The organism is Curtobacterium sp. MCBD17_034 (assembly GCF_003234515.1).
Classification (GTDB): domain Bacteria; phylum Actinomycetota; class Actinomycetes; order Actinomycetales; family Microbacteriaceae; genus Curtobacterium.
This window is the reverse complement of sequence record NZ_QKTN01000010.1, coordinates 1-26,277: the sequence shown is the minus strand read 5'-3', so window position 1 is coordinate 26,277 and position 26,277 is coordinate 1. Positions and strand designations below refer to the sequence as shown.

18 protein-coding genes are annotated in these 26,277 nt (G+C 72.9%); 7 read left to right on the top strand and 11 right to left on the bottom strand.

Annotated elements, in window-relative coordinates; all coding sequences use genetic code 11:
- Window positions 1–23 precede the first annotated feature (23 nt).
- A complete protein-coding gene (locus DEI92_RS14150) occupies window positions 24–569 on the top strand; it encodes a TetR/AcrR family transcriptional regulator (protein WP_111013955.1) in 546 nt (181 codons plus the stop codon).
- 7 nt (window positions 570–576) lie between these two features.
- Here DEI92_RS14150 and DEI92_RS14145 read toward each other — a convergent pair whose 3' ends face one another.
- A complete protein-coding gene (locus DEI92_RS14145) occupies window positions 577–1,269 on the bottom strand; it encodes a hypothetical protein (protein WP_111013954.1) in 693 nt (230 codons plus the stop codon).
- Between the two features lie 166 nt (window positions 1,270–1,435).
- Here DEI92_RS14145 and DEI92_RS14140 point away from each other — a divergent pair, with 166 nt between their 5' ends.
- The 4 genes from DEI92_RS14140 to DEI92_RS14125 all read left to right on the top strand — a co-directional run bounded on the left by DEI92_RS14140 (window position 1,436) and on the right by DEI92_RS14125 (window position 8,629).
- On the top strand, window positions 1,436–3,337 hold the full coding sequence (locus DEI92_RS14140; RefSeq protein ID WP_111013953.1) for a thioredoxin domain-containing protein: 1,902 nt from the start codon (window positions 1,436–1,438) through the stop codon (window positions 3,335–3,337).
- 82 nt (window positions 3,338–3,419) lie between these two features.
- Entirely contained in the window at window positions 3,420–7,268 is a 3,849-nt protein-coding gene (gene hrpA / locus DEI92_RS14135; protein WP_111013952.1) for an ATP-dependent RNA helicase HrpA, read from the top strand.
- A gap of 265 nt (window positions 7,269–7,533) precedes the next feature.
- The gene (locus tag DEI92_RS14130; RefSeq protein WP_111011163.1) at window positions 7,534–7,776 is read left to right on the top strand and encodes a hypothetical protein; all 243 of its coding nucleotides are present in this window, start codon (window positions 7,534–7,536) and stop codon (window positions 7,774–7,776) included.
- Between the two features lie 115 nt (window positions 7,777–7,891).
- Window positions 7,892–8,629 (top strand): class I SAM-dependent methyltransferase, encoded by a 738-nt coding sequence (locus tag DEI92_RS14125; RefSeq protein WP_111013990.1) that lies wholly within the window; start codon window positions 7,892–7,894, stop codon window positions 8,627–8,629.
- 126 nt (window positions 8,630–8,755) lie between these two features.
- Here the strand turns inward: DEI92_RS14125 and DEI92_RS14120 are convergent, their stop codons facing one another.
- Entirely contained in the window at window positions 8,756–13,432 is a 4,677-nt protein-coding gene (locus DEI92_RS14120; RefSeq protein WP_111013951.1) for an Ig-like domain repeat protein, read from the bottom strand.
- Between the two features lie 262 nt (window positions 13,433–13,694).
- On the opposite strand from DEI92_RS14120, the gene DEI92_RS14115 reads away from it, so the two are divergent.
- Together DEI92_RS14115 and DEI92_RS14110 are read left to right on the top strand one after the other, a co-directional pair.
- A complete protein-coding gene (locus DEI92_RS14115; RefSeq protein ID WP_111011161.1) occupies window positions 13,695–14,708 on the top strand; it encodes a LacI family DNA-binding transcriptional regulator in 1,014 nt (337 codons plus the stop codon).
- Window positions 14,709–14,877: 169 nt separating this feature from the next.
- Window positions 14,878–16,413, top strand: coding sequence for an alpha-N-arabinofuranosidase (locus DEI92_RS14110; RefSeq protein ID WP_111013950.1), 1,536 nt, complete (start codon window positions 14,878–14,880; stop codon window positions 16,411–16,413).
- Between the two features lie 128 nt (window positions 16,414–16,541).
- On the opposite strand, the gene DEI92_RS14105 is transcribed toward DEI92_RS14110, so the two are convergent.
- The 9 genes from DEI92_RS14105 to DEI92_RS14065 all read right to left on the bottom strand — a co-directional run bounded on the left by DEI92_RS14105 (window position 16,542) and on the right by DEI92_RS14065 (window position 26,217).
- Window positions 16,542–16,820, bottom strand: a complete 279-nt coding sequence (locus DEI92_RS14105) for a GlsB/YeaQ/YmgE family stress response membrane protein (RefSeq protein WP_111011159.1) — start codon at window positions 16,818–16,820, stop codon at window positions 16,542–16,544.
- 120 nt (window positions 16,821–16,940) lie between these two features.
- Entirely contained in the window at window positions 16,941–17,915 is a 975-nt protein-coding gene (locus DEI92_RS14100) for a helix-turn-helix domain-containing protein (RefSeq protein ID WP_111013949.1), read from the bottom strand.
- Between the two features lie 153 nt (window positions 17,916–18,068).
- Window positions 18,069–18,821 carry a triacylglycerol lipase gene (locus tag DEI92_RS14095; protein WP_258370214.1) on the bottom strand — a complete coding sequence of 251 codons (753 nt, stop codon included), beginning with the start codon at window positions 18,819–18,821 and terminating at the stop codon, window positions 18,069–18,071.
- Window positions 18,818–19,591, bottom strand: a complete 774-nt coding sequence (locus DEI92_RS14090; RefSeq protein ID WP_181434934.1) for an alpha/beta fold hydrolase — start codon at window positions 19,589–19,591, stop codon at window positions 18,818–18,820. The genes DEI92_RS14095 and DEI92_RS14090 overlap by 4 nt, the downstream gene beginning before the upstream one ends.
- A gap of 138 nt (window positions 19,592–19,729) precedes the next feature.
- Complete coding sequence (locus DEI92_RS14085) at window positions 19,730–21,289, bottom strand: CdaR family transcriptional regulator (RefSeq protein WP_258370213.1); 1,560 nt, start codon at window positions 21,287–21,289, stop codon at window positions 19,730–19,732.
- Entirely contained in the window at window positions 21,286–22,374 is a 1,089-nt protein-coding gene (locus DEI92_RS14080) for a DUF917 domain-containing protein (RefSeq protein ID WP_111013947.1), read from the bottom strand. The genes DEI92_RS14085 and DEI92_RS14080 overlap by 4 nt, the downstream gene beginning before the upstream one ends.
- Complete coding sequence (locus DEI92_RS14075) at window positions 22,341–23,543, bottom strand: DUF917 domain-containing protein (protein WP_111013946.1); 1,203 nt, start codon at window positions 23,541–23,543, stop codon at window positions 22,341–22,343. The genes DEI92_RS14080 and DEI92_RS14075 overlap by 34 nt, the downstream gene beginning before the upstream one ends.
- Window positions 23,540–24,664 carry a DUF917 domain-containing protein gene (locus DEI92_RS14070; protein ID WP_111011154.1) on the bottom strand — a complete coding sequence of 375 codons (1,125 nt, stop codon included), beginning with the start codon at window positions 24,662–24,664 and terminating at the stop codon, window positions 23,540–23,542. Before DEI92_RS14070 ends, DEI92_RS14075 begins: the two co-directional genes overlap by 4 nt.
- Entirely contained in the window at window positions 24,661–26,217 is a 1,557-nt protein-coding gene (locus tag DEI92_RS14065; protein ID WP_111013945.1) for a hydantoinase/oxoprolinase N-terminal domain-containing protein, read from the bottom strand. Before DEI92_RS14065 ends, DEI92_RS14070 begins: the two co-directional genes overlap by 4 nt.
- Window positions 26,218–26,277 lie beyond the last annotated feature (60 nt).

Genomic DNA, 26,277 nt, shown 5'->3' with positions numbered 1-26,277 from the left:
AGCACGGACTCCAGGAGGACGCCATGGCCGGTCGCGGAACCGCCGACGAACGACGCGATCAGATCCGCCGAGCAGCGACCGTGGCGTTCGCCCGTTCGGGACTGCACGGGGTGTCGATCGACACCATCGCGCGCGAGGTCGGCATCAGCGAGGCGTACGTCTTCCGGCTCTTCGGCAACAAGCGCGCCCTGTTCATCGATGTCGTCGTCGCCGCCTGCGACCGCCTCACCGAGGGCATGGTCGCTGCGGCAGCGGGACGCACCGGTGCCGAGGCCCTGACGGCGATGGGCGACGCATACGTCGAACTCCTCGGCGACCGGGACCGGCTGTTGTTGCAGATGCAGGGGTTCGCGGCGTGCGCCGACCCGACCGTCCGGGCGGCGATGCAGGACGCGTTCGGCCGATTGTGGAACACGGTGGCCGAACGGTCGGGGATGGACGACGTGCCCGTCAAGACCTTCATCGGCCTCGGGATGCTCATGAACACCCTCGCCGCGCTCGACGTCGGCGGGCTCGCCACGGATTGGGCGCGGGCCGCTCGGTCGTTCGTGCCGTTCGGTGCCTCCTGATCGGCACTCAGTGGTCGGGCGCGTCCTCCACGTGCGCGCGGGTGTCCGACGCGCGCAGGCGGAGCAGTGCCCACGCCCCGAGCGCGAGCCCCACTGCCGGGAGGATCACGGCCTGCACGGTCCAGGCCTGCTCGATGAGGTTCGGAGCGGTCCTCTGGGCCCGAACGATGAGGCCGAGGGTCACCGGCAGCACGATCATGATCACGGCGTTGAGCAGGGCTGCTCGGGTGGTGGTCCGACGGAGCCGACGCTCGAGCTCGGCCGCCTCGCGCGCCAGCGGCAATGGGCGGGCGCGGAGGCCGGAGACCCCGATGACCGCGGCCGGGTAGAGAACGATCCCGAGGCCAGCGAGCGAACCGAGGACCAACGCGACCGCGACGACGCCCGCGCGCGAGGAGACCGTGAAGCGCAGGTAGACCCCGACCGAACGAGGCGTGAGGCGAAGCCAGGCGCGATGACCGAGCGCACCGAGCGTGACGGCGTCGACGATCACCAGGACGGCAGCCGTGACCGTGGCCCATCCGAGCGCGTGGAGCCCGCCGCGCGCACCGATCGTGACGACACCGACGATGACCGCCGCCGCCGCGAGGCCGAGCAGGACCGACGGCAGCAACCACTCCCGGATGCGCGCAGGCGTACGGGGGTGCAGCGGGGCAAGCTGCGCGTCGAGGGCGTCCCCGTCGTCATCCGCAGTCGGCACAGGGCGACTGTACCGACAGCGTGGTGCCCCGAGGATCGGACGGGGCACCGGGGGCAGCCCTCCTCGATTCCCTGCGTGACGTCCACAACGTCAACCGGAAGCGGGCACTCTCCACAGCCGGGACGGCCTGGGACCACGCGCGCGGCCTCGGTGCAAGGCTGGGCCCATGAGCGACAACCGTCTCGGCACCGCCGTCAGTCCCTACCTGCGAGCCCATGCCGACAACCCCGTGGACTGGCGGGAGTGGGGCACGGAGGCGTTCGCCGAGGCCGCGGAGCGCGACGTCCCCGTGTTCGTGTCGATCGGCTACGCCACCTGTCACTGGTGCCACGTCATGGCCCGTGAGTCGTTCTCCGACCCGGCGATCGCCGACGAACTCCGTCGGGACTTCGTGTCGGTCAAGGTCGACCGCGAAGAGCGCCCGGACGTCGACTCCAGCGCCATGATCGGCGCGAGCGCGTTCACCCAGAACCTCGGCTGGCCGCTCAGCGTCTTCATGACACCGGGGGGCCGGGTGTTCTACGCGGGCACCTACTTCCCGCCCGAACCCGTGCAGGGGCACCCCTCGTTCCGGCAGGTGCTCGGCGCGGTGCGCGAGGCCTGGACGGACCGGCGGGACGAGGTCGACCAGAACGCCGACGGCATCGCCGCCGCCATCACTGCACAGTCACAGGCGGGTGGCGGCGCGGACGACGCCGGCTCGGAGGCTCGGGGCGGCCTCGCCACGACCCTCCCGGATCCGTCGGCGGTGCACGCGGTCGTGGACCGACTGGCGGAGGCCGAGGACCGGGAGTTCGGTGGCTTCGGGTCGGCCCCGAAGTTCCCGAACGCGCCGTTGCTCGAGTTCCTCGTCGATGCCGGTGCCGACGGCGACGGGCAGGCGCTCGACCTGGCGGAACGAACCCTGACCGCGATCGCCGGGTCCGACCTCCTCGACCCCCTCGACGGCGGCGTCTTCCGCTACGCCACCCGGCGTGACTGGAGCGTGCCGCACTACGAGCGGATGCTGTACGACAACGCGGGGCTGCTCGCGACCGCTGGTGCCCTCGCCCGACATCGCCCCGACGGCATCGCCCCGCAGCTCGCGCGCGGCATCGCCCGGTTCCTGCACGCCGTGCTGCGGACGGCGGACGGTGTGTTCGTCGCGGCGCAGGACAGCGAGAGCACCATCGACGGCCGACGCGTCGAGGGTGCGTGGTACCGCGAGGACGCCGCGGGTCGCGCTCGGCTCGACCCGCCGCCGCTCGACGACCACGTGCTCACCGGCTGGAACGGACTCGCCATCCGTGCCCTCGCGATCGCCGGGGCGGCGCTCGCGGATCCCACCATGATCGAGGACGCTCGCAGCGCCGCTGACCATCTCCTCGCGACACACGTCCGCGACGGTGCGGTCGTCATCCGGTCCTCGACGCCCCGGGGTCCCTCCGCCGCGGGGCCCGCACTCGAGGACATCGGGCTGTTCGCCGAGGGGCTGGCCGAGCTCGCGCTCGCCAGCGGAGAAGCCCGGTACGCGATGGCGGCGCGGAGCATCGTCGACGATGCCGTCACGCTCGACGACGCGGGCCGGGCTCGGGTGGTGGTGGGTGCGGATCCGGTCCTCGCGGCCGCAGGCACCGATGCCGGCGAGCAACCCCAGACGGCGCTGCGGAGCGGCTCGATGGGACTCGCGGGTGCAGCTGCCCGCCTCGCGGAGTTGACCGGCGACTCCCGGTACCGCTCGATCGCCGCTCAGCTGGTCGCTGGCCGGGCGAACGACGGACTGCGGCAACCCCTCGGCCACGCCGATGCACTCGCGCTCGCGCTCGAGCTCGCTCGACCGAGTCGCGAGGTCGTCGCGGTGGTCGAGCGCTCCGACGACCCGATGGCCCGACGGGCGCTGACCGAGCGACGTCCCGGCACGCTCGTCGCGGTGGTGACACCCGAGCAGGCCCGTGCCTTCGCCGCTGCGGGATTCGAGCTGTTCGTCGACCGCGATGCGCTCGCCCCCGCGGCCTACGTGTGTCACGACATGGTCTGCGCGTTACCGGCGCGGACGATCGACGCACTCGCAGCGAGCCTGTCCGCCTGACCGGACCGCTCCCCGGCCACCGCAGGCCGCCACGACCCCGCGGGCCCCCGGATGGAGCCACGCGACGTAGACTGGAGGGCTCATGCCGACCACCCCGATCGCGATCTCGTACCCGCCGGACCTGCCCGTGTCGCAGCGGCGCGACGACATCGCTGCCGCGATCCGCGACCATCAGGTCGTCATCGTCGCCGGCGCGACCGGGTCCGGCAAGACGACGCAGCTGCCGAAGATCTGCCTCGAACTCGGACGCGAGCACATCGGACACACCCAGCCACGGCGGATCGCGGCGCGGACCATCGCGGAGCGCGTGGCCGAGGAGCTCGGGAGCGACCTCGGCGACCTCGTCGGGTACCAGGTGCGGTTCACCGACAAGGTCTCGGCGAACACCCGGGTCAAGCTCATGACCGACGGGATCCTGCTCAACGAGATCCACCACGACCGCGACCTCCAGCGCTACGACACGATCATCATCGACGAGGCGCACGAGCGGTCGTTGACGATCGACTTCCTGCTCGGGTACCTGAAGCGGCTGTTGCCGCGGCGCCCCGACCTCAAGGTGATCATCACGAGCGCGACGATCGACCCCGCGTCGTTCTCCCGGCACTTCGACGGGGCACCGATCATCGAGGTCTCGGGCCGGACGTTCCCGGTCGAGATCCGCTACCGGCCCCTCGTCGCCGAGGACGGCACCGACGCCGACGCCGACGTGGACGCCGATCTCGACGAGGACGACGCACGCACCGGTGACGCCGGGCGGAGTACCCGCGTCGGCTCCCCCGACGACCGCGACTTCCTGCAGGGCATCACGGACGCGCTCGAGGAACTGGCGCGCGAGGAACCCGGCGACGTGCTCGTGTTCCTGTCCGGCGAGAACGAGATCCGCGACGCCCAGGACGCCATCGAGGGCAAGCGGTACCCGGGCACCGAGGTCCTGCCGCTGTACGGGCGGCTGTCCGCGGCGGACCAACATCGCGTGTTCCAGCGGAGCAGCACGCCGGGCGTCCGCAGGCGCGTGGTGCTCGCGACGAACGTCGCCGAGACGAGCTTGACCGTGCCCGGGATCCGATACGTCGTGGACACCGGCACCGCGCGCATCTCGCGGTACTCCCCACGTGCGAAGGTGCAGCGGCTGCCGATCGAGGCGATCTCGCAGGCGAGCGCGAACCAGCGGTCGGGCCGGTCCGGCCGCACGAGCCCGGGCATCGCGATCCGCCTCTACTCCGAGGACGACTTCGCCCGCCGCCCGGAGTACACGGACCCCGAGATCCTCCGCACGAACCTGGCCGCGGTGATCCTGCAGATGATCTCGCTCGGTTTCGGCGACATCGGCGCGTTCCCGTTCCTGCAACCCCCGGACTCGCGGGGCGTCAAGGACGGCCTCGACCTGCTCCGCGAGCTCCAGGCCGTGGACAAGCAGGGCGCGATCACCCGCACGGGCCAGCAGCTGACCCGGTTGCCGATCGACCCCCGCCTCGGACGCATGGTGCTCGAGGCGGGCCGGCAGGGCGTCGGCCGCGAGGTCATCGCGATCGTCGCCTCCCTGAGCATCCAGGACCCGAGGGAACGCCCGCTCGAGCAGCGTGCCCGTGCCGACCAGCTGCACGCACGGTTCTCCGATCCGACGAGTGACTTCCTGACCCTCCTGACGCTCTGGAACCACATCGAGGACCGGCAGACGGAGCTCAGCTCGAGTGCGTTCCGCCGCGAGGTCCGCTCCGAGTTCCTCAACTACCTGCGGATCCGCGAGTGGCAGGACCTGTACCGGCAGTTGTCACGGGCCGCCAAGCAGGTCGGGGTGCACGTCGGGACGGAACGCAAGGACGACCCGGACGCCGTCCACCGCGCGCTGCTGTCGGGCCTGCTCAGTCAGATCGGGTTGCGGGACCGCGAGAAGCGCGACTACCTCGGTTCGCGCAACACCCGCTTCGTCCTGTTCCCCGGGAGCGTGCTGGCGAAGAAGCAGCCGGATGCGGTGATGGCCGCCGAACTCGTCGAGACGAGTCGCCTCTTCGCGCGCACGGTCGGGAGGATCGACCCGGCCTGGGCGGAACCGCTCGCCGGGGACCTCCTCAAGCGCACCTACGGGGAACCCCACTGGGAGAAGAAACAGGGCGCCGTCGTGGCCTACGAGCGCGTGACGCTGTTCGGCGTGCCGATCGTCGCGCGACGGCGCGTGCAGTACGCCCGCATCGACCCGGTGCACGCACGCGCGCTGTTCATCCGGCATGCCCTGGTCGAGGGCGAGTGGGACTCCCCGCAGGCGTTCGACCGGGCGAACCGCAGGCTCCGGAAGGAACTCGAGCAGCTCGAGGAGCGCACCCGCCGCCGCGACATCCTGCTCGACGACGAGCGCGTGTTCGACTTCTACGACGCCCGGGTACCCGCCGACCTCGCGACGACCCGGGGGTTCGAGGGCTGGTGGCGCCGAGAGCGCCGGGACCGCCCGGACCTGCTGACGATGCGCCGAGAGGACCTGCTCGACGAGTCCGCCGCAGAGGCTGCGCAGGACGAGTCCGAGTACCCGACGCAGTGGCGACAGGGCGACCAGCGTCTGGCGCTCCGCTACCGGTTCGAGCCGGGCGCCGAGGACGACGGCGTGTCCGTGCAGGTGCCCCTGCCGCTGCTCCCCCGCATGCGCGAGGACGGCTTCGACTGGCAGGTGCCGGGGCTGCGGAAGGAACTCGTGACGGCGCTCATCCGGGCGCTCCCGAAGCAGATCCGCAAGAACGTGGTGCCCGCGGCCGACTGGGCGGAGAAACTCGTGGCGGTGCTGCCGGACGACGCGCCGGCCGAGCCGACCGAGTCGTTCCGCTCGACGCTCGCCGCGGCGATCCAGCGCATGGTGCACGTGCCGGTGACCGAGGCCGACTTCGACATGGAGCGCGTGCCACCGCACCTCCTGCCCACGTACACGGTCGTCGACGAGCGCGGCCGCCGCGTCGGGTCCGGCAAGGCGCTCGGGACGCTGCAGGAGCAGCTCAAGGAGCGGACGCAGGCGAGCGTCGCGCGGGCGGCGAGCCGTCCCTCCCGATCGGGAGGCGCGGCTCCGGTCCCCGGGACCGCGGAGCGCTCCGGACTCACCACCTGGCCCGAGGCCGACCTGCCCCAGGTGCTGGACACTCGCCAGGCCGGCGGCACGATCCGCGCGTACCCGGCACTGGTCGACGAGGGGAAGTCGGTGGCGGTCCGGCTGCTCGCGACGGCAGCCGACCGGGCGGTGCAGATGCCAGCGGGGGTCCGTCGACTCGTCATGCTCGCCGTGCCGAGTCCGGTGAGCTACATCCAGTCGCACCTGACCGCGCAGGAGAAGCTCGCCCTCGCGACGAGTCCGTACCCGTCGACGGCGGCGCTCTTCGACGACGTCCTCGCGGCGGTGGTGGACGCCGGCGTGCGGCGACGGCACCCGGACGGGCTGGTGTTCACGCGTGCGGAGTTCGAGGCGACCCGGGACGCCGTGTCGGCGACCGTGGTGGACACCATGTTCGGAGCGGTGTCCGAGGTCGCGGCCGTCCTCACGGCGTGGCGTGGTGCCGAGCGCGCGTTGAAGGCCGCCACGTCGATGGCCCTGCTCCCGGCGCTGACGGACATGCGGCAGCAGATGGAACGGCTCGTGTTCCCGGGCTTCGTCGCGGCGACGGGCATCGACCGGCTGCGTCGACTCCGCGTGTACCTGCAGGGTGTCGAGGCCCGGGTGGCGAAGCTCCAGCAGAACCCCGGCCGGGACCGCGCCTGGTTGCGGGACGTCGAGACCGCCACGACCCGGTACCTCGAGGCCGGGGGGACCTTCCCGCCGCAGCCCGGTGCGCCCGCCGAGCTCGTGCACGCACGGTGGATGCTCGAGGAGTTCCGGATCTCCCTGTTCGCCCAAGAGCTCCGGCCCGCCGAGACGGTGAGCCTGCAGCGGATCGCGAAGGTGCTCGCGTCGGTCTGAACCCCGATCGGCGTGCCGGGCGACCTGCCGTGTCGGCCGTTCTGGGGACCCGTGCCCCCCGTCGGAGCGCCGCCACGACCCCCGCTTTTTCCGGCATGTGTCCGCGTCTTTCGGGGGTGTTACGTCGGGCCGTGCGGTCACCGAGTCTTCGCCGCCGAGCGACTGTCCGGCCGTCCAGTCGGTCTAGCGTGATGAGCACGCCCGGTGGTCGGGCGGCGTCCGTGCGCGGACGTTGTCGAGCTCCGCTACGGGGAACGGAACCGAGATGGCCTTCGCACTGCACCGCTGGAACCGCGCCACACTGCTCGCGCGCCTCGAGGCGAACGAGGCGATCGACGATGCGTCCAGCATGGATCCCGCGCAGGCGGCGCGGGAGCGGCTCCGGCTGCTGGCCGTCGGCGACCGGTTCGAGGCAGCCGTCATCTCCGACGACGAGGCGATCGCCGAGTTCCGTCGGCTGCGTGACGACGCTCGGCGCATCGCGGTGGGTCAACCGGTCCTCGACTGAGCGCGGCCGCGTCCGCCACGAAGCGTGCGAGCACGACCGGGGCGACCGAGCGGGCGGTGGTTCAGGGCGTCCGACCGGCCGCGCCGGTCGCGTGACCACGTGCGAGGCTGTCGGCATGCAGCACGACGAGCACCATGACCGGAACGCCTTGTCCTTCGGCGCCGTCGCCGACGTGTACGAACGGGGGCGTCCCGGCTACCCCGCCGAAGCGATCGCCTGGGTGCTGCCGCCTGGCGCGTCGCGCGTGGTCGACCTCGGTGCCGGGACCGGCAAGGCGACGAGGGTGCTGACGACGCTCGCCGCCGAGGTCCTCGCGGTCGAGCCCGATCCCGGTATGCGTACTGCACTCGCGCGGGTGCTCCCGGACGTACCGGTGCTCGAGGGCACGGGCGAGGCGATCCCGCTGGAGGACGACTGGGCCGACGCCGTGGTCGTGGCCCAGGCGTGGCACTGGATGGACCCGGTCGCGGCGTCGCGGGAGATCGGCCGGGTGCTCCGGCCGGTGGGCACGCTGGGACTCGTCTGGAACCTCCGGGACGAGACCGTGCCGTGGGTCGCACGCATGAGCGCCCTCATGCACCAGCCGGGTGAGCGCGTGATGGGCGTCGAGCACCCGGCGTTCGCGCCGCCGTTCGCCAGGCACGAGCGGCACGAGGTCCGCTGGGTGCACGAGCAGAGCCGGGAGGAGTTCCTGGCGATGGTGGCGTCCCGCAGCTACGTGAGCACGCTCGAGGCGGCGGAGCGCCAGGCCTTGCTCGGTCGGATCGAGGACCTCCTGGACGGTGACCCCGCGCTCTCCGGTGACGTGATCGCGGTGCCCTACGTGACCTACGCGCACCGCGCCTCCCGGTAGCGACGCCCGAGAACGAAGACGCGGGAACGCGCGCGCACGGACGACGAGTGCGCGGTCGTCCGACCGCACACTCGTCGTCGGCACGCGCCCCGGCGACGGGGAGACCCGACCGCCGGGGACGCAGGGTCAGACCGTACCGCTCCGCATCGGGCCCGGCCGCCGCTCCCGGAGCCGGTTCGCGGTGACGAGCAGGGCGCCGGCGAGCACGAGGAGCAGCGCGCCGAGGCCGATCATGCCGACCGCGATGTCCGACCCGGTGAACGCGAGCTGCCCGACGGACACGACCGCGGCGACCGCTGTCCGGGCGACCGCGTCGTGGATGCCGAGCACGACGCCGTCGGGGTTCAGCGCCTCGACCCGGTACGAGTACGTCGTGTCGGGGTCGAGGCCGGTGAACACGGCAGTCGTGGCACCGGCACCGAGGGTGCGCGACGCGACCGCGTGGGCGAGGTCGCTGCTCGCGGAGACGACGATCCGGTAGGCCGTGGCACCGGGGATCGGCTTCCAGGTGGCCGTGAAGGACCCACTCGCCTTCGACGGGACCACGATCGGCTCGACCGTGTGGATCGCCGTCACGACGATCGCCGTCGTCGCCGACGAGGGTCCGTACGAGTCGTCGCCCGTGTACGCTGCCGCGACCGTGTCCGAGCCGGGCACGATGCCCGCGGTCGAGCACGTGCTGTGCGGGAGCGTCAGCGTGCAGAGCACCCGGTGGTCGACGCGCAGGGTGACCGTACCGGTGGCGTGCGCGGGCAGGCCACCGATCGTCAGGGTGACCGTGTCGCCCCACGTGGTGCTCGACGCTGCAGCGTGCACCGTGACCGCGGTCGCGGCCCGCGCCACGTGCATGGTGATGGGCGTGCCGGTCGAGCCGTCGTGATCGGCGTCACCCGAGTAGACGGGCGTCACCTGGTGTGTGCCGGTCGGCAGGTCGGTGACCGTGGTGCAGCTCGTCGCGCGCCCGAGTTGCACGGTGCAGAGGGTCGTGCCGGCGTCGTCGGTGAACGTGACCGTGCCCGTGGCGCCAGCGGGCAGCCCGGTCGGGGTCAACACCACGCCGGTGCCGTAGGTGGTGTCGATCGTGCCGAGGCCAGCGCCGCTGCCGCCGCCCGCGCCGCCGCCACCCGAGCCGCTCCCGCTGCCGCTCCCGGTCCCGGTCCCGCTGCCGCTCCCGCCCCCGGCGCCCGTGCCACCACTGCCCGGCACGACGGCGACGGCCGTGGGCGCCTTGGCGACCGTGATCGTCAGGGTCTGCGTCGCCCTGGCGGGCGCGTGGTCGTCGTCGCCCGGGACGAACGTCGTCGTCACCGTGTGGGTCCCGGCGCCCAGCGCGGCCGAGGTCGTGCACGAGAGCGCGGGGAGCTGCACGGAGCAGAGGACCTGGTGGTCGTCGTCGGTGAACGTCACGGTCCCGGTGGCACCCGGAGCGATGCCGGCGACGGTCAGGGTGACCGGCGTGCCGTGGACGGGATGGTCGTCGCTGACGCTCGCGGTGATGCTGCTCGACCTCGCGGCGACGACGAGCTGGACCGCCGGGCTCGTGCTGCCGACGTGGTCGGTGTCGCCCGTGTACGTCGCGGTGATCGCGTAGCTGCCCTTGTGCAGGGTCGACGGTGTGACCGTGGTGGCAGCTGCGCCGTCGCGCACGTCCGCCGAGCCGAGCGCCAGCCCGTCGCTCGTCGCCCACGTGACGGTGCCCGACGCACCGGCGGGCAGGTCCGTCACGGCGAGCGCGGCCGTGTCGCCGTAGTCCACGGAACTCGTGCCGCCGCCGTCGATGGTCGCCCCGATCGCCGTCGTGGCGCGCTGGACGACGAGCGTCACGACCGGGCTGTCGACGGCCTCGTGGTCGTCGTCGCCGACCCAGTGCGCGATGACCTGGTACCTGCCGGCGGTGAGGGCGGCGTCGGTGTCGATGCTGGGCCTCCCGGCCGTGGCCGTGCCGAGCACGGTGCCACCGGTCGTCGCGAACCGGATGACGCTGTCGCTGGCGGCGCCGCTCGGGAGGCCCGTGGCGGTCAGGCGCGCGGTCGTCCCGTAGGTCACGGTGTCGGCGTCGCTCGTGTGGCCGTCGGCCGTCACGCCGATGGCGGCGGTGGCCTTCGCCACGTGCACGGCGACCGGGTCGCTCGAACCGCCCACGTGGTCGGTGTCGCCGTCCCAGCTCGCGCTGACCGTGTGGTCCCCGGCGGCCAGCGCGGTCGTGGTGCACGAGGTCGCGGGCAGGTGCACGGTGCACAGCGGGGCGCCGCTCTCGTCGGCGAACGCGATGGTGCCGCTGGCTGCAGCGGGTGTGCCCGTCGCCGACAGGGTGAGCTCGTCGCCGAAGGTCGGGGTCGGGTCGCTCACGGTGGTGGTCATCGGGACGGCCTGTACCCGGTCGACCGTGAGCGTCGCGACGGAGGACGTGCCGCCGGCGTAGTCACCGTCGGTCGTGCCGGCGTAGGTCGCGACGATGCGGTGCGCACCGGCGTCGAGCGTGCTCGTCGGCGTGCAGGACGTGTCGGGCAGCGTCACCCGGCACAGCGCGGGCGCGTCGGCGGACCCGGTGTCCGCGGACGCGTCGCGGAACGACACGGTGCCCGCGGCGTCGGACGGGAGGCCCGTCACGGCGAACGTGGGGACGTCACCGTACGTCGTGGTCGCGGTGGTGTGACCGTCGACGGTCGTGGCCGAGCTCGTGGCTGCCTGGCCGACGTGCACGGTCGCGGTGTTCGTGGCCGTGGAGGCGGCGGTCGCGCCGTCGCCGGAGTACCGCGCGGTCACGACGTGGTCGCCGAGCGCCAGCGTGGTGGGCTGCGTGCACGAGGGCGTCGTGGTACTCGCGTCGGCGGTGCAGGCGGCGGTGCCGTCGACGAGGAACGTCACGGTCCCGGTCGCACCCGAGGGCAGCCCGGTCGCGCTGTAGGTCGGCTCGACGCCGACGCGCGTGGTCTGAGCCGGTGAGGCGCCGACGGTGAACGCCGAGGAGCGGAGCGCGACGTCGACGGACGCCGTGCCCGTGGACCCGGAGCGTGTGGTGTCGCCCGAGTAGGTCGCGGTCACGACGTGCGGACCGGCGGCGCTCTCGACGACGGAGCACGACGCGGTGCCGTTCGCGACGGGGACCGCCCTGCACACGGTCGTGCCGCCCTGCGTGAACGTCACGGTGCCGGTCGCGGCCGTGATCGTGCTGCTCGGGCTGCCGGTCGTGGTGACGGCGGCCGTCACCGTCGTGGCACCCCCGGCCGTGATGGAGGCCGGCGAGGCCGAGACCTGGAGGGCCGTCGGGACGTGCGCGACCGTCGCGGTCGCGTGGGCGGACGCGGCGGTGAGGGCGTCGGTCGACGCGACGGTCGAGGTGATCGTGGCGGTCGTGCCGACGGCGCCGCTCACGGTGTACGGGATGTGGATCGCGGGGAGGGCGGTGCCGGGTTGCGTGCCGGCGGCCGAGGAGTCCGTGCACGCGACGGTCTGACCGCTGGAGTCGGACGGGTCCGTCGCGCAGCTCCAGGTGCCGTCCGAACCACCCGCCGCGTTCGGCGTCGCACCCGCGTCGAACCGGGTGGTGACCTTGACGAGGCCCTGCTCGGCACCGCCGCTCGAGGCGACGGCCGGCGTGACGGTGTAGATGTCGCTGTCGCCGCGCTGTGGCGAGGGGTCCGACACGGACGCCGTGGCCGCGAGCTGCGGCACCGCGCCCGTGAGCGAGGTCGCGGTGAACTGGTTCACCTCATGCTTGTCGTAGGAGCCGCCGGTCGACCCCACCCAGCCGTAGGTGAGCTTGTACGGGTACCCGGTCGACGGATCGATCCAGCTGGCGGGGAACGTGGCACCGGAGGTGGTCACGTTCGGCAGGGTGCCCATGAGGGTCTGCGGCCCAGCGGTGGCGCCGATCGAGTCGTACACGATCGCCCAGTTGCCCGCGGGGACGGCGGTCTTCGGCAGGACCGAGCTGCCGTTCGCGCCCGTCATCCCCTTCGAGGTCACCGTCGCCGTCGAGGTGTTCACGACGATCTCGACGGGCACGTCCGCGTCCGTCCGGCTGGACACCGTGGCCTTGGTCAGGGCACCCGAGGGCTGGGAGCTCGCGATGTAGCAGTAGCCGACCGTCCCGTTGCCGGGGCCGCGGACGGTGACGTTCGCCTGGCCGTTCGTGGTGTTCGAGGCGACACCGGTGGTGCAGTTCGTCCCGCTGTACGTCGTGGTCTTGTAGTTGCCGTACGCGTCGAGTCCGAGCCCGAGGTACCCGTAGGGCAGGCCGCTCGCCGTCGAGCCGTAGTCGTGGTTCGCGCTGTAGCCGAGCGATCCACCGGTCGGACCGGTCTGGGTCGGCGGCTTCGGCGCGTAGGGGTCGGTGGCAGCGAGGTAGAACGCGATGCCGTCCGCGCCGTTGCCGCCGTACTGGTAGGAGTCGAACGTCACGTCGAGGCCCTGGGCGATCGGGACGGCGCCCTTGGCTCCCACGCCGCCGACCTTCGTCCCCGTCGCGTCCGTCAGGCGGAGCGCGCCGTTGCTGCTGTCGACAGCCGTGGTGGCGCAGCCCGGGACCGGGGTCTGCGACGTGTCCGTCCCCGCCGTGAGACAGGCGATGTTCGTCCCACCGGGCAGGGTCGGCTTCATGAAGGAACCCGAGTCCGCGATCGAGGGGCCCGTGAACGCCTCCTGCGCGTACTGCGTCGTCGCGGTCGTGGTCGCCGCCTCCGCCGCGGTCGTGGCGAGCCCGACGGACACACCGCCGAGCATGAGTGCGACGCCGAGCACGGCGAGGCGGCGGGCGGTCTTCGGGCGCGCGCGATGGCGCGCGGTCGCGGCAGCGAACACGGCAGCGGTCCTGTCGGATCAGGGGGTTCGGGTCGGCTCGGTCGCAGCGGCTGATGCCGGGGTTCCGAGTCCTCCCAACGTACTGACGCCGCCGGTTCCATTCACCTGCATCGAGACCCCCAGTGCGGGGCACGTCCCCCGTGTGGAGGACCGGGCGGGGTCACGGGAGCTGGTCGACCGCTCAGAGAACGGACGGCCCGGGTCTGAGCCCCGCTCACGCGGGCGCCGTTCCGGGTCCCCGCGGGCGATAGGCTCGACGGCGATGCGTCCGACGGTGCGGGACGTGGCCGCCCTCGCCGGGGTGTCGCCAAAGACGGTGTCCAACGTGATCAACGGCGGCGTTCCGGTGCGCCCCGACACCCGGCAACGGGTGGAGGCGGCCCTCGCCGAACTCGACTACGTCCCGAACCTGTCGGCGCGGGGGTTGCGCAACGGCCGGTCCGGCACGATCGCGCTCGCACTGCCCGACCTCGGGACGTCGTACTCGGCCGAGCTCGCCCGTGCGTTCGTCGAGCTGGCGCGCGGGCACGGGTGGGCGGTCCAGATCGACCAGACCGGGTCGGACCCCGCGCGCGAGATCGACCTCATCTCGCGGGCGCGGGCCCACCTGGTCGACGGCCTCGTGCTCAATCCGGTCACCCTCGGCGAGAGCGTCGTGGCGAACGGGCGGGGTCTGCCGCCGACCGTCGTGATCGGCGAGGTGGAGCCGCAGGACGTGGACCAGGTCCACGTGGACAGCTTCGCGGCCGGCCGCGACGTCGGCCGTCTGCTCATCGCCACCGGGCATCGACGGATCGTGCTGCTCGGCACCTCGGACGACTCCTTCCGCACCGCCTCGAGCGAGACCCGACACGAGGGGCACCGCGCGGCGCTCCGCGAGGCCGGCCTGCCCGAGGACCCGACCCTGTCGATCGCCGTCGGATCGTGGTCGACCTCGGCCGCCGCCGCAGCGATGTCCCGGTTCCTCGACCAGCACGGGTCGCCGGACGCCGTGTTCTGCTTCACGGACTCCATGGCGCTCGGTGTGCTCCACGTCCTCGCCGACCGTGGCGTCCGCGTGCCCGAGGACGTCTCGGTGGTCGGGTTCGACGACATCGAGGAGGCCTCGTTCGCGGTGCCGTCGCTGACCACCGTCTCGTTCGACAAGCGCGCGATCGCCGAGGCCGCCCTGACCGCGCTCGAACGCCGGATCGAGGACCCCGACGCGCCGCGGATCGTGCAGGTCGTGCCGCACCACATCGTCGAGCGTGCGAGCGTCGCCCCGCGCCGGGGCTGACACCCCCGCCGGATGAGCGGGCCGGCCGGCCGGGACGCGCGGCCCAGCGCGACCCCCAACGCTCGCCACCGTCGGCACGACGCGCCGACGGCGGCTTGTGGAGGCGAGTTACAACGATGTAAAACGGGAGCGACCACCACCACACGACGACGTGAGGACCACATCGCGCATGTCCACCGCAACCATCACCGTCGACCGCGAGTTCATCGTCGGTCCCGTTCCGCGCCGACTGTTCGGCTCGTTCGTCGAGCACATGGGCCGATGCGTCTACACCGGGATCTACGAGCCCGGCCACCCGAACGCCGACGAACACGGGTTCCGCCGCGACGTGCTCGACCTCACCCGCGAGATGGGCGTCTCGATCGTCCGCTACCCGGGCGGCAACTTCGTCTCCGGCTACCGCTGGGAGGACGGGGTCGGCCCCGTCGAGCAGCGTCCCCGTCGACTCGACGGCGCCTGGCACACGGTCGAGACGAACGCCTTCGGACTGCACGAGTTCGCCGCCTGGGCCAAGGAGGCGGGGGTCGAGGTCATGGAGGCCATCAACCTCGGCACCCGCGGCGTCGAGGAGGCCCGTGCCATCGTCGAGTACGCGAACCACCCGGGCGGCACGGAGTGGTCGGACAAGCGTCGCGCCAACGGAGCCGAGGAGCCGTTCGACATCCGCGTGTGGAACCTCGGCAACGAGCTCGACGGCCCCTGGCAGATCGGCCACAAGACCGCCGACGAGTACGGCCGCCTGGCGCAGGAGGCCGGCAAGGCGATGAAGCTCGTCGACCCGACGATCGAACTCGTCGCGGTCGGCTCGTCGAACTCGCACATGCCGACCTTCGGGTCCTGGGAGCACACGGTCCTGTCGCACGCCTACGACGAGGTCGACTACATCTCGATGCACGCGTACTACCAGGAGCACGACGGCGACGCGCTGTCGTTCCTCGCGAGCGCCAACGACATGGACTACTTCATCGAGTCCGTCGTGGCCACGGCCGACGCCGTCAAGGCGAAGCGCCAGTCCTCCAAGGTCGTCAACGTCTCGTTCGACGAGTGGAACGTCTGGTACCAGCGCGGGCTCGAGACCGAGGACCAGCCGCACGTCGTCGGCAAGGCCCAGTGGCGCGAGCACCCGCGGCTCATCGAGGACCAGTACAACGTCACCGACGCGGTGGTCGTCGGTACCTTCCTCAACTCGCTCCTCCGCCACGGCGACCGCGTCACGATCGCGAACCAGGCCCAGCTGGTCAACGTGATCGCGCCGATCCGCAGCGAGGAGAACGGTCCCGCGTGGCGTCAGACCATCTACTGGCCGTTCGCCCGCACCGCGGAACTCGCCCGCGGTGACATCCTCCGCACCGTCGTCCGGAGCGACCGGTTCGCCTCGTCCCAGTACGGGGACGCCGACGTCGTCGACGCGAGCGTCACGTACGACGCCGACCGCGGCCGCGTCGCGGTGTTCGTCGCCAACCGCGGTCTCGAGGAGGCGTCGGACGTCACCGTGGCCCTCCGCGGCTTCACGGCCGGTCAGGTCACGCGTGCCGAGGTCCTGACGATCCCCGAGGGCGGGGACCGCTTCACCGCGAACACCGAGGCGGCGCAGGACGCCGTCGGCCTCACACCGCTGCAGGCGTCGGTCCAGGACGGCGCGCTCCGCACCACCCTGCCGCCGCTGTCGTGGGCGGTCCTGGAGGTCGAGGTCACCCAGGCCTGACCGGTCCCGGCCGGCCACCGTGCCGAAACCACCGGCCAGATCGCAGAACATGCCGCTCACGTTCACACGTGAGCGGCATGTTCTGCGATTTCGAGGCTCCGGAGGACCGGGAGCCCGGCGACCGGTGGTCAGCGGCGAGCAGCCCCGCGCCCCGCGAACCGCGTGTAGATGAACAGCACGATGACCGCGCCGATGATCGACCCGATGATCCCGGCAGGCTGGAAGAAGCCGTCCATCGGGTCGTGCTGGAAGATGAGGAACCCGAGGAACCCACCCACGAACGAGCCGATGATGCCGAGCACGATGGTCGCGATGATGCCCATCGACTGCCGGCCGGGGATGATGAGGCGGGCGAGCGCACCGGCGATCAGGCCGATGATGATCAAGCTGATGATGAGACCGATCAAGAGGTCCTCCTGGTGTTGCGTTAGTCCGCTACGCCACGGCGGGTTCGCCGTAGCGGTGATCAGCACCTGAGTCAACTCCGAATCCGCCCGACGTGTTACGCCGCCGTGCGCCGCGTCGGGTCAGCCGTCGCGGCGCAGCGTCGTGTTCGGGGCCTCGCCGAACTCGGCGGCGTAGGCCGCGGCGAAGCGTCCCTTGTGGCCGAATCCGTGCGCGCCCGCGATCTCGGCGACGGTGTCCGTGCGGTGGTCGGCCGCGAGCAACCGGTCCCGCACCATGCTGAGCCGAACGCGACGGAGGTACGTGGTGGGCGTCATCCCGTGCGTCCGGTTGAACGCCTCCTGCAGCCCGCGCATGCTCATCCCGGCCGCGGCGGCGACGTCGGTGATGCCGATCGGGCTCGTGGCGTGCTCGCGGATGAAGCGCTCGGCGGCAGCGACCCGGGCTTCCGCGGCCGTCCCGACCCCGTCGGGGTCCGTCGCCGGCACGACCGGCCAGTGCGGGAACGCGGCCAGGAGGCCCTCCGCAGCCGTCCGCGCCAGCGCGCGCTCCGCGTCGAGCGTCACGGTCGCGGGACCGCTGATGAGCGTCACCGCGACCTGCCGCACCATGGCCCACCACGCCGAGCGGGCGTCGCCCGTGGGGATGTGGTCGTGGTCGAACCCGAGCGGTCCCGGAGCCCAGCCCCCGCGTTCCGCCGCGACCTCCTCGACGATCGACCGATCCACGTGGAGCAGGTCCTTGTCGAAGCCGTCGTAGCGGAACGGGAACGACCCGGTGGGGTAGAGGACGGGTTCACCCTCGGACACGTCGAGCCCAGCGATGGAGCCGCTGCCCTCCTTGAGCCACGCGACGACGTACTCGTCGGCCGACGTCTCGAGTTCACCCGACACCATCCCGGTCAGCCGGGTGGACGCGAGCGACAGCAGTCCGGTCCCGGTGACGGTGTGTCGGAAACCGAACGGCCGGCCGTCGGCGTCGGCCTGGACGTCCCAGCCGACGGCGTGGTGCGTGGTCTGCAACAACACCCGCGCCTGCTCGACGTCCTGGCTCGTCGCGACCCTGCGCTCCCGGGTGATACGGGCGGTTCCTTCCATCGTCCGCTCATCATCACGGTGCTGTGCAGGGTTCGGCAATTCCGTACGCGCACTGTTCGGCCAGACTCCGTACTGCCCGCGCTCTGCGGATGATCGGACGGTCACCGGGCCGTCATCGCGAGGACCGATCGCCCGGGAGCACCTGCGGCCAGATCACTGCGGCTCCGAGGACACCGCCGGGTCGACCGCGTCGAGCACGGCCCGGTAGGTGCGCGGATCGCTGAGGATCCGGAAGTGCCCGCCGACGGGCAAGCGCTCGTTCTTCGCCCCGACGAGGGCACTGCCCTCGGGGATCATCGTGTCGAAGACGCCGTAGACCGACGTGATCCGGCCGTTCGCGTGCACGTCCGCGAGGAGCGCGGCCAGGGTCGGGTCGTGCACCGAGAACGCCCGGAGCGTCGCGTTCGGCGCGAACCGTGCGTACGACGAGCCGCCGAACGGGGCCGACACGGCGACCATCCGGTCGACGCGACCACCGCCGTCCAGCAGGGTCATCGCGTACTTGCCGATCAGTCCGCCCTTGCTGTGGGTGACGAGGAGCACGTCGTGGAGGTCCTCGGCGCGGATCTGGTCCATCACGAGTCGGGCACCGGCGCGCACCGACTGCCGGTTGTGCCGCAACGCCGTCACGACGAACACCGGGTGCCCGTGATCGTGCAGCGCGTCCATGAGGGGCCGCATGAAGTGCCACGTCTCGTACACGCCCGGCACCACGACGATCGGCTGGCGGTCACCGCTCCGGTAGTCGTCGGCCGTCGTCGGCCCGAGGCTCCGCAGCTGCCACACCGCCGCGTACCACCAGTCGAGGAGGAACCATCGCGCGTCGCGCAGGTGCACGGCCAGGCGGGGAGGCGGGTCGGGCGTGCTCCGCGCCTCCCGGTCCCGCCACCCGGTCGCGCCCGTCACCGGAGCTGCCCCACGGTCTGGACGCGGATGAACTCGTCGACGATCGCCGCGACGGCACCGGGGTGGGCGTCCTGCACGTGGTGCGGTCCGGGCAGCTCGATGAACGCGGCTTCTCGCGCGACCCCGGCGACACGGGCGGCCCAGCCGCGGGGGGCGACCGGGTCCTCGGTGCCGCGCATCACGAGCACGGGGACCTCGAGCGCAGCGACCGACCGCAGCGTCGGGTACCGCATCATCACCCGGAGCTCCCGCAGGTAGGTCGGCATGCTCCGGAGGTAGTCGGTGAGGAGCGTCGCGTTCATCGCCGGCCGCTCGCGGATGCCGTCGACCGCGAGCGAGAACCCCTGCTGCAGGAGCGTCCGCCGCCGGTCGTCGATCACCGGGCCGATGAGCCCCACCGACGTCACGAAGCCCGGGTCCTGGAGTGCCATCCCGACGACGACCTGCGTGCCCATCGACTGCCCGATCGCCAGACACTGCTCGACGTCGCAGGCGCGGAGCGCGGTGATGACGAGTCGGGCGAGGTCCTCGATCTCGAGTCGGCGATCGGGAGACGGGGAGTCGGCGAAGCCGGGCAGGTCGACCGCGATCGTCCGGTACGAGCGCGAGAGCACCCGCTGCACGCGCTTGAACGACCGGTGCGACATGCCGATCCCGTGCACCAGGACGATCGTCGGCGCCAGGGTGTCCCGAGCACGGCCGGCGGGGGCCAGGGTGCGGAGCCGGAGGACACACCCTTCGACGTCGACGGTCTCGACGAGTGGGCGCATGGAGATCACGCTACGCGGCGCGCCCGACGGGATGACCATCCGCGACCTCAGCGTCGTCCTCGGCGTTCCCCACCAGCACGTGCATCAACCGCTGCACGTGGAGGAGCACCAGCCGCCGCGCGTCCTGAGCCCCGGCGGTCACTCCCGCCGAACGCGGGTCGCCAGGTGCAGCGCCAGCCGGGTCTCGGGATCGGCGAGGTCGACCGACAGCAGCCGCTCGACGCGTGCGATGCGGTCGGCGACGGTGTTGCGGTGCACGCCGAGCACGGCGGCGGTCTCGGCGAGCGACGACTCCGCGTCGAGGTAGGCGGCGAGGGTGACCCGGAGTGCGCCGCCGCCGCGCTCGAGCGGTGCCAGCAACTGCTCCGCGGCCGGGAGGAACGTGTCGGTCTCCGTCCACGCGAGCAGGAGCTGCGCGAGGCCGAGTCGGTCCACGTGGACGAAGTGCCCCGACTCCGGCCGGCCACCGGCGAGCCGGGCGGCATCGGTCGCCTCGCCGAGGGTCCGGACGAGCCCGACGAGCCCCGCTTGCACGCTACCGACGCCGACGGCGGTGTCGAGCCCGGGGCGGAGCGCCGCCTGCGCACGGCGGACGGCGGTGGCGACGGCACCGATCCGCAGGTGGTCCGGTTCGTCGAGGTCCGACGTCCAGAGCGCCCATCCATCACCTTGTTCGACGACGTCGACCTCGAGCCCGGCGGCCGCCATGGCGACCTCGACCTCGCCGCGGAGGGCGACCTGGTCGACGGGGTGCCGGGTGACCACACGGATGCCGACGTGCCAGGCGTCGAGCTGCCACCCCGCCGCGAGCGTCCGCTGCACGAGGCCCGGCTCCGGGCTGCCGTCCGCCGCGCGGAGCTCGTCGAGCATCGCGGTGCGGTAGCGGGCGTCGCGTTCGTCGTCGAGCCGGGTGAGCACGAGCCGGTGTCCGACGGCGACCGCGGCCACCCGGAGCGCCACGGCCATCGTGGTGCGCTCGGCTCGGACCGGCGCGGTGAGCCCGACGCCGAGCCACGCCCGCGCGCCGATGCCCGTCCCGACGGGGACGAGCACGAGGGTCTCGTCGCCGTCCGTGACCGTGATGGGGTCGCTGCCGCCGGCGGCGCGGGCGAGCATCCGCACGGCCCCGGCGCCGACCCCGGGTCCGCGGAGCGGCCGGCCGGCGGCGTCGAGGAAGCGCACGGGTGCGCCGAGTTGGCGGTCGAGCTGCCGGAACAGGTCGTCGAGGTCGGGTCCGGCCTCGAGCCCGATCCGCGCGACGGCCACCGCGGCACGGGCTGCCGGGGCCTCTCCCGTGCCGACGAGTTCGTGCAGGCGGACGGAGGTGGACCACGCGTCGTCCGTGGCGAGCACGGCCACACCGAGGCGGTCGGCGAGCGCACGGGTCCCCGGGCCGGGCATCGGGGCGGAGTCCGGGACGGCGGCGGGGTCCGGCCGGACGACGAGCGTGCGGACCCCGACGCCGGCGGCGCGCCGCAGGAGGACGTCGAACCGCGCGTCGAACCGGGCGACCGGTGTCAGGAGCACCACGGCGCACCCGTCACCGCCGGCCGTGCCGGAGAGCTCGCGACCGACGACGTCCACCGCTCCGACGAGTCCGAGCACCCGCGCGACACCGGGGTCGTCCGGCCCCGCGAGGAGCCGGACCTCGGACGTGGCGGTCGACAGCATCGCCAGCAGTTCGCGGAGCGGGATCACCGCACGCCCGCCGGTTCGGGCACGACGTCGGCGTCCACCCCGTAGGCCCGGGGCGCGACGCGGCCGAGTCGCACGGGATCGGCCCACCACCAGTCGGCGCCGGGCAGCACGAGCACCGCGAGTTCGTCCCCGGTGCGGATGCGATCCGCCGCGACCGGGTCGAGCGACCGGGCGTCGACCACGACGATGAGGCTCGGGGTGCTCGCGACGGGCTCGCCGTCGACGAGGCAGTGCACGTACTCGCTCCCGGCCTCGATCCGGGCGACCGCACCCGTGCGGGTGTCCACGATCGCGGTGGTGCTGTGCACGAACGCCATGGCGTCACCCGCGCGGTCGACGTCGACGACGCGGCCGAGGGCGACGACCCGCCCGCCGACCGCCCGCGCCAGGGCCTCGGGGCCCGCGGCAGCGGCGAGCGCCCGCCCCGTCCGCAGGGCACGTGTGACGCTCCCCGCAACGGCTCGTGCACGCAGCGCGGCGATGGGCACCGGCCCGATCGCGAACGCGGCCCAGCCACCGCTGTGGGACACGGCCTCACGCCAGACGGTCTCGAGGTCGCCGGGACTCGGCGCGTCGACGACGATCCGGAGGCCGCTGCTCGTGGCTGCGGCCGCGGTGACCGGCAGTGCTCCGGCGGCGAACAACGTGAGCTGGTCGAGGCGGGGGGTCGCCCGGCCGACGAGGTCGGCGTCGACGAGCGGCCGCCCCACCAGGTGCGCGGTGAGCGCGGCCGCCGGCCCGGTCACGCCGCCGATCTGGGCCGGGAGGACCGCGTCGGCACGGTCGCCCGTCCAGCGTTCGACGGCGGCGAGCGCGTCCGGGAGCTCGCGGCCGCTCGGCATCTTCTCCTCGAGCACGGTCGTCGAGCCGACGAGGCCCACCGCCGCGACCCGTTCGAGTCGGGGGTCGTCCAGCGACAACACGGGGACCCCGAAGCCGGGGCCGACGCGCCGGATGGCGCTGACGGTGTGGTCGACGCGACCGCCGCCACCGCAGCCGAGCAGGGCGGCACCACGCCCGAACGCGGGCACGTCGCCGGCCTGGAGGCGCGTCACGCGCTGACCGTGCCCGTCGCCTCCGTCCATGGCTCCATGCTCCCATCGGGCGCCGCGTCCGCCCCCGCCGCCGAGCACATCGGTGGGCGCACGTCCCCGACGGCCCCCTGTGGATGGAGCACCTCGACGGGCGTGAACGCGTCGTCGAGCCCGAAGCAGGCCGGCCCGAACACGGCCAGCGCCTCGGGCGTGCGCATGAGCGCGGGCGTCGACACGCCGACGACGCGGACCCGCTGCCCGTACCGGAGCCGTTCGGTGGTGATCGGTTCCGCGGTCTCGGCGTCGAGCACGCAGATGAGATCGGGGACGACGGCGAGGAGCTCGTCACCGCGACGGGCGACGAGGTTCTCGTTCTGGAACACGATCTCGACGTCGCCGGCCGCGCCGCTGATCGTCGCCCGTCCACGCGCGAACCCCTCGACCGTGCGCCGCTCGACGTCGACGACCTTGCCCTCGTGCAGCTCGCGCAGGTGCGTGTAGATGGTGCGGGAGAACGCGGTGGCGAGTTCCGCGACGGGGTCGCGGTGGGCCTCCCGTGCGTGCCGGACGGCCCGGCCGACCGCCAGCGCGAGCGACAGGGTCCGCGGGACCGCGGTGTCGCGCACCTGCCGGCCGGTCATGGCGTACTCGGCGATGTAGGCGACGCCGCCGAGCCGGATCGTGACGCCGCGCGCGAGCCACTCCATCTGCCGGTTGTCGTGGCCGGTCTCGATCACGACACCGTGGCCGCGCTCGTCACTGATCGCGAGCGGCGATCCGGGCACGCCGTACACCGAGAACGTCTCCATCTGGAGCTCGGGGAACGCGCGCCCCATGCCGTCGGCGTCGACGACCGGGAGGCCCCCGGTCGCGCCGACGAGGAGGGGGATCATCGAGTTGATGCCCCCGCACTCGATGGGCATCGTGGCGGTCGCGGTGCGTCCCAGGTGCGCCTCGAGTCGCCGCAGGGCGCCGAGGGGCTCCGGGCCGGCCGGGATGCGTTCGAGCACGACCGTCGGGGCGCCCATCTGCGCGGTGGGGATCACGAAGGCGTCGTCGTCGAGCTCGTCCGGGTCGAGGATCGTGACCGGGCCGTGCTCCTGCATCGCGGCGCGGACGAGCAGCATCCCGATGGTCGGGTCCCCGCCGCCGCCCGTGCCGAGGAGCGCGGCGCCGCGGGCGAGGTCCGGGAGGTCCTCGATGCCGAGCTGCCAGCTCACGCGCGCACCCCCGGGCTCGTCGTGCCGTCGAAGCGCACCGCGTCGAGGTCGTACCCGAAGTACCGCGGACCGGCGAGTTCGAGCGCTGCGGGGCTGTGCCAGCGCGGGTCCGCCGGCGCGGTGACGATGCGGACCCGGGCGCCGAAGCGGAGCCCCTCGGTCGTGATCGGCTCCCCCGTCTCGGCGTCGAGCGTGATGACGAGGTCCGGTGTCGTGGCGCGGGCGCGGCCGTCCACCTCGACGAACAGGTGCTCGTTCTGGAACCGGAGCACGGCCTCCCGTCCGGTGTCGTCGGCCATCCCGGCGATGTGGGCCGTACCGCGCGCGAACCCGGTGACGGTCTTCCGCTCGACGTCGGTGACCTTGCCGGCGAACACGACCTGGCCGCCGAGGACGTCGGCGACCGCGGCGACCGGGTCCTCGTTCGCGGCACGCGCGTCGACGAGGGCCTCGCCGAGCCGGACGCACAGCGACAGGCTGCCGCGGACGTACGACTCCTTCATCTCCGCGCCGGACATCGCGTACTGCGACGTGATCGCCGAGCAGCCCATCTCGACCGTGGCGGTGCGGGCCAGCCGTTCCGCCCAGCGGTTGTCGATCGTGTCGAACACCGCGGTGTTGCCCTTCTCGTCGGACAGGGACATCGGCGTCGCGCTGATGCCCGACAGCGTCGGCAGGACCATCTGGACCTCGGGGAACGCACGACCCATGCCGTCGCCGTCGACGAGGGGGAGACCGAGCTCCGCGGCGGCGACGATCGGCGTCGTCGAGTTCACCCCGCCGACCTCGATGCAGGCCAGGTGCGTGGGCGTCACGCCGCGGTAGGCGGCGAGGCTGCGCACCGCCTCGGCGAACTGCGTGGCGGACGGCAGCTTCTCGACCATGACCGTCGGCGCGCCGATCATCGCGACGGCGAGCACGACCGCGTCGTCGGGCAGGTCCTCGATCTGCACCACCGGGACCGGCCCGTGCTGCCGGACCGCGGCCTCCGCGAGCAGGCGGCCGATGTAGGGGTCACCACCACCGCCCGTGCCGAGGATCGCGGCGCCGCGGGCGAGCGCCGAGCAGTCCTCGCCGATCACGGTGAGCGGAGCGACGGGCGTGGTGTCGATCGCGCTCATCGGACGAGCGCCCCGAGTGCGAGGTCGCCGACGGCCTTGGCGCGGATCCGTGTCGCGTTGCCCGGCAGGTACGGGATCGGGACCTCGTCGAAGTCGACGATGTCGACCGTGGACGGGTCCGCACCGGCCGCGATCGCCCGGTCCACGGCCTCCTGACGGGCGTCGTCGACGACACTCGCCCGCTTGCCCTCGCTGATGGCGTAGACCTTGTCGATCTCGCCGCTCACCTGTGCGATCGCGGCGCCGATCGCGTTCGCGACCGAGAAGTGCTCGGGCCGGTGCACCACGCCGAGGCCCTCGAGCTCGTCGGGCAGCAGCACCGAGCCGCCGCCGACCGCGACGACCGGCAGGGGCGCCGAGGAGGTCCGCATCCGCTCGACGACGTCGGCGACGCGGGCGGCGATCACCCCGAGCGCGCGCTGCGCCACGGCGTCGGACACCCCGGCGACGAGCGAGGCGTCACCGATCACGCCGCGGCCGCCACGGACGGCGACGTCGGTCGCGGTCACGGTCGTCCCGCCGAACACGAGCGCCTCCTCGGCGAGCCGGTAGCCGACCGAGTCCGGGCCGACGAGGGCGCCGTCCTCGCGGATGCGGGACCCGCCGCCGATGCCGATGGACAGGACGTCCGGCATGCGGAAGTTCGTCCGGACCCCCGCGACCGCGACCTCGCCCGTGGCCTCGCGCGGGAACCCCGCGGTCAGGACCCCGACGTCGCTCGTCGTCCCACCGACGTCGACGACCGCGCATGTGTCGAACCCGGACAGCACCGCGGCGCCGCGCATGGAGTTCGTCGGGCCGGACGCGAAGGTCGCCACCGGGTAGCGACGGGCGTACTCGACGTCCATCAGGGTGCCGTCGTTCTGGCTGAGGAACAGCGGGGCGTCGATGCCGCTGCCGGTCACCGACGCGGCGAGGCCGTCGACGATGCGCTCGGCGAGTTCGCGCAGGGCGGCGTTGATGATCGTGGCGTTCTCGCGCTCGAGCAGTCCGATGCGGCCGATCTCGCTCGACAGCGAGAACGCCACGTCCGGACCGAGCTCGGCGGCCATGATCTCCTGCGCGCGCTGCTCGAACTCGTCGTTGATCGGCGAGAACACCGACGAGATCGCCACCGACCGGATCCCGGCGGCACCGATCGCCGCCGCGTGCCGCCGGAGTTCGTCCGGGTCGAGCTCCGAGATCGTCCGACCGTCGAACTCGTGGCCGCCGTGCGCCAGGAACGGTCGTGCGCCGACCGCGCCGACCAGGTGCTCGGGCCAGTCCGTGAACGGCGGCAACGACGCGGTGGCCGGCAGCCCGAGCCGGACCGCCGCGGTCGGGGCCAGTCCCCGCGCCTCGACGAGGGCGTTGATGAAGTGCGTGGTGCCGATCATCACGCCGTCGATGTCCTCGGACGTGAACGCCCGCTGCTCCTGCAGGCCGGCGAGCGCGGCGACGATGCCGGACGTGACGTCCGCGCTCGTCGAGCGCTTCACCGCCGCGGCGACCGTGCTGCCGTCCATGAGGACCGCGTCCGTGTTCGTGCCGCCGACGTCGATGCCGATGCGCATGGGGTTCCCTTCGGTGGTGCTGGTGGTTCGTGGGTGGTGCGGGCTGTCTCTTATACACAT

Excerpts from the sequence above, each read along its gene's own strand:
- DEI92_RS14150 (WP_111013955.1), top strand. The coding sequence starts at position 24 with ATGGCCGGTCGCGGAACCGCCGACGAACGACGCGATCAGATCCGCCGA.
- DEI92_RS14140 (WP_111013953.1), top strand. The coding sequence starts at position 1,436 with ATGAGCGACAACCGTCTCGGCACCGCCGTCAGTCCCTACCTGCGAGCC.
- hrpA (WP_111013952.1), top strand. The coding sequence starts at position 3,420 with ATGCCGACCACCCCGATCGCGATCTCGTACCCGCCGGACCTGCCCGTG.
- DEI92_RS14130 (WP_111011163.1), top strand. The coding sequence starts at position 7,534 with ATGGCCTTCGCACTGCACCGCTGGAACCGCGCCACACTGCTCGCGCGC.
- DEI92_RS14125 (WP_111013990.1), top strand. The coding sequence starts at position 7,892 with ATGCAGCACGACGAGCACCATGACCGGAACGCCTTGTCCTTCGGCGCC.
- DEI92_RS14115 (WP_111011161.1), top strand. The coding sequence starts at position 13,695 with ATGCGTCCGACGGTGCGGGACGTGGCCGCCCTCGCCGGGGTGTCGCCA.
- DEI92_RS14110 (WP_111013950.1), top strand. The coding sequence starts at position 14,878 with ATGTCCACCGCAACCATCACCGTCGACCGCGAGTTCATCGTCGGTCCC.
- DEI92_RS14100 (WP_111013949.1), bottom strand. The coding sequence starts at position 17,915 with ATGGAAGGAACCGCCCGTATCACCCGGGAGCGCAGGGTCGCGACGAGC.
- DEI92_RS14090 (WP_181434934.1), bottom strand. The coding sequence starts at position 19,591 with ATGCGCCCACTCGTCGAGACCGTCGACGTCGAAGGGTGTGTCCTCCGG.
- DEI92_RS14080 (WP_111013947.1), bottom strand. The coding sequence starts at position 22,374 with ATGGACGGAGGCGACGGGCACGGTCAGCGCGTGACGCGCCTCCAGGCC.
- DEI92_RS14070 (WP_111011154.1), bottom strand. The coding sequence starts at position 24,664 with ATGAGCGCGATCGACACCACGCCCGTCGCTCCGCTCACCGTGATCGGC.
- DEI92_RS14065 (WP_111013945.1), bottom strand. The coding sequence starts at position 26,217 with ATGCGCATCGGCATCGACGTCGGCGGCACGAACACGGACGCGGTCCTC.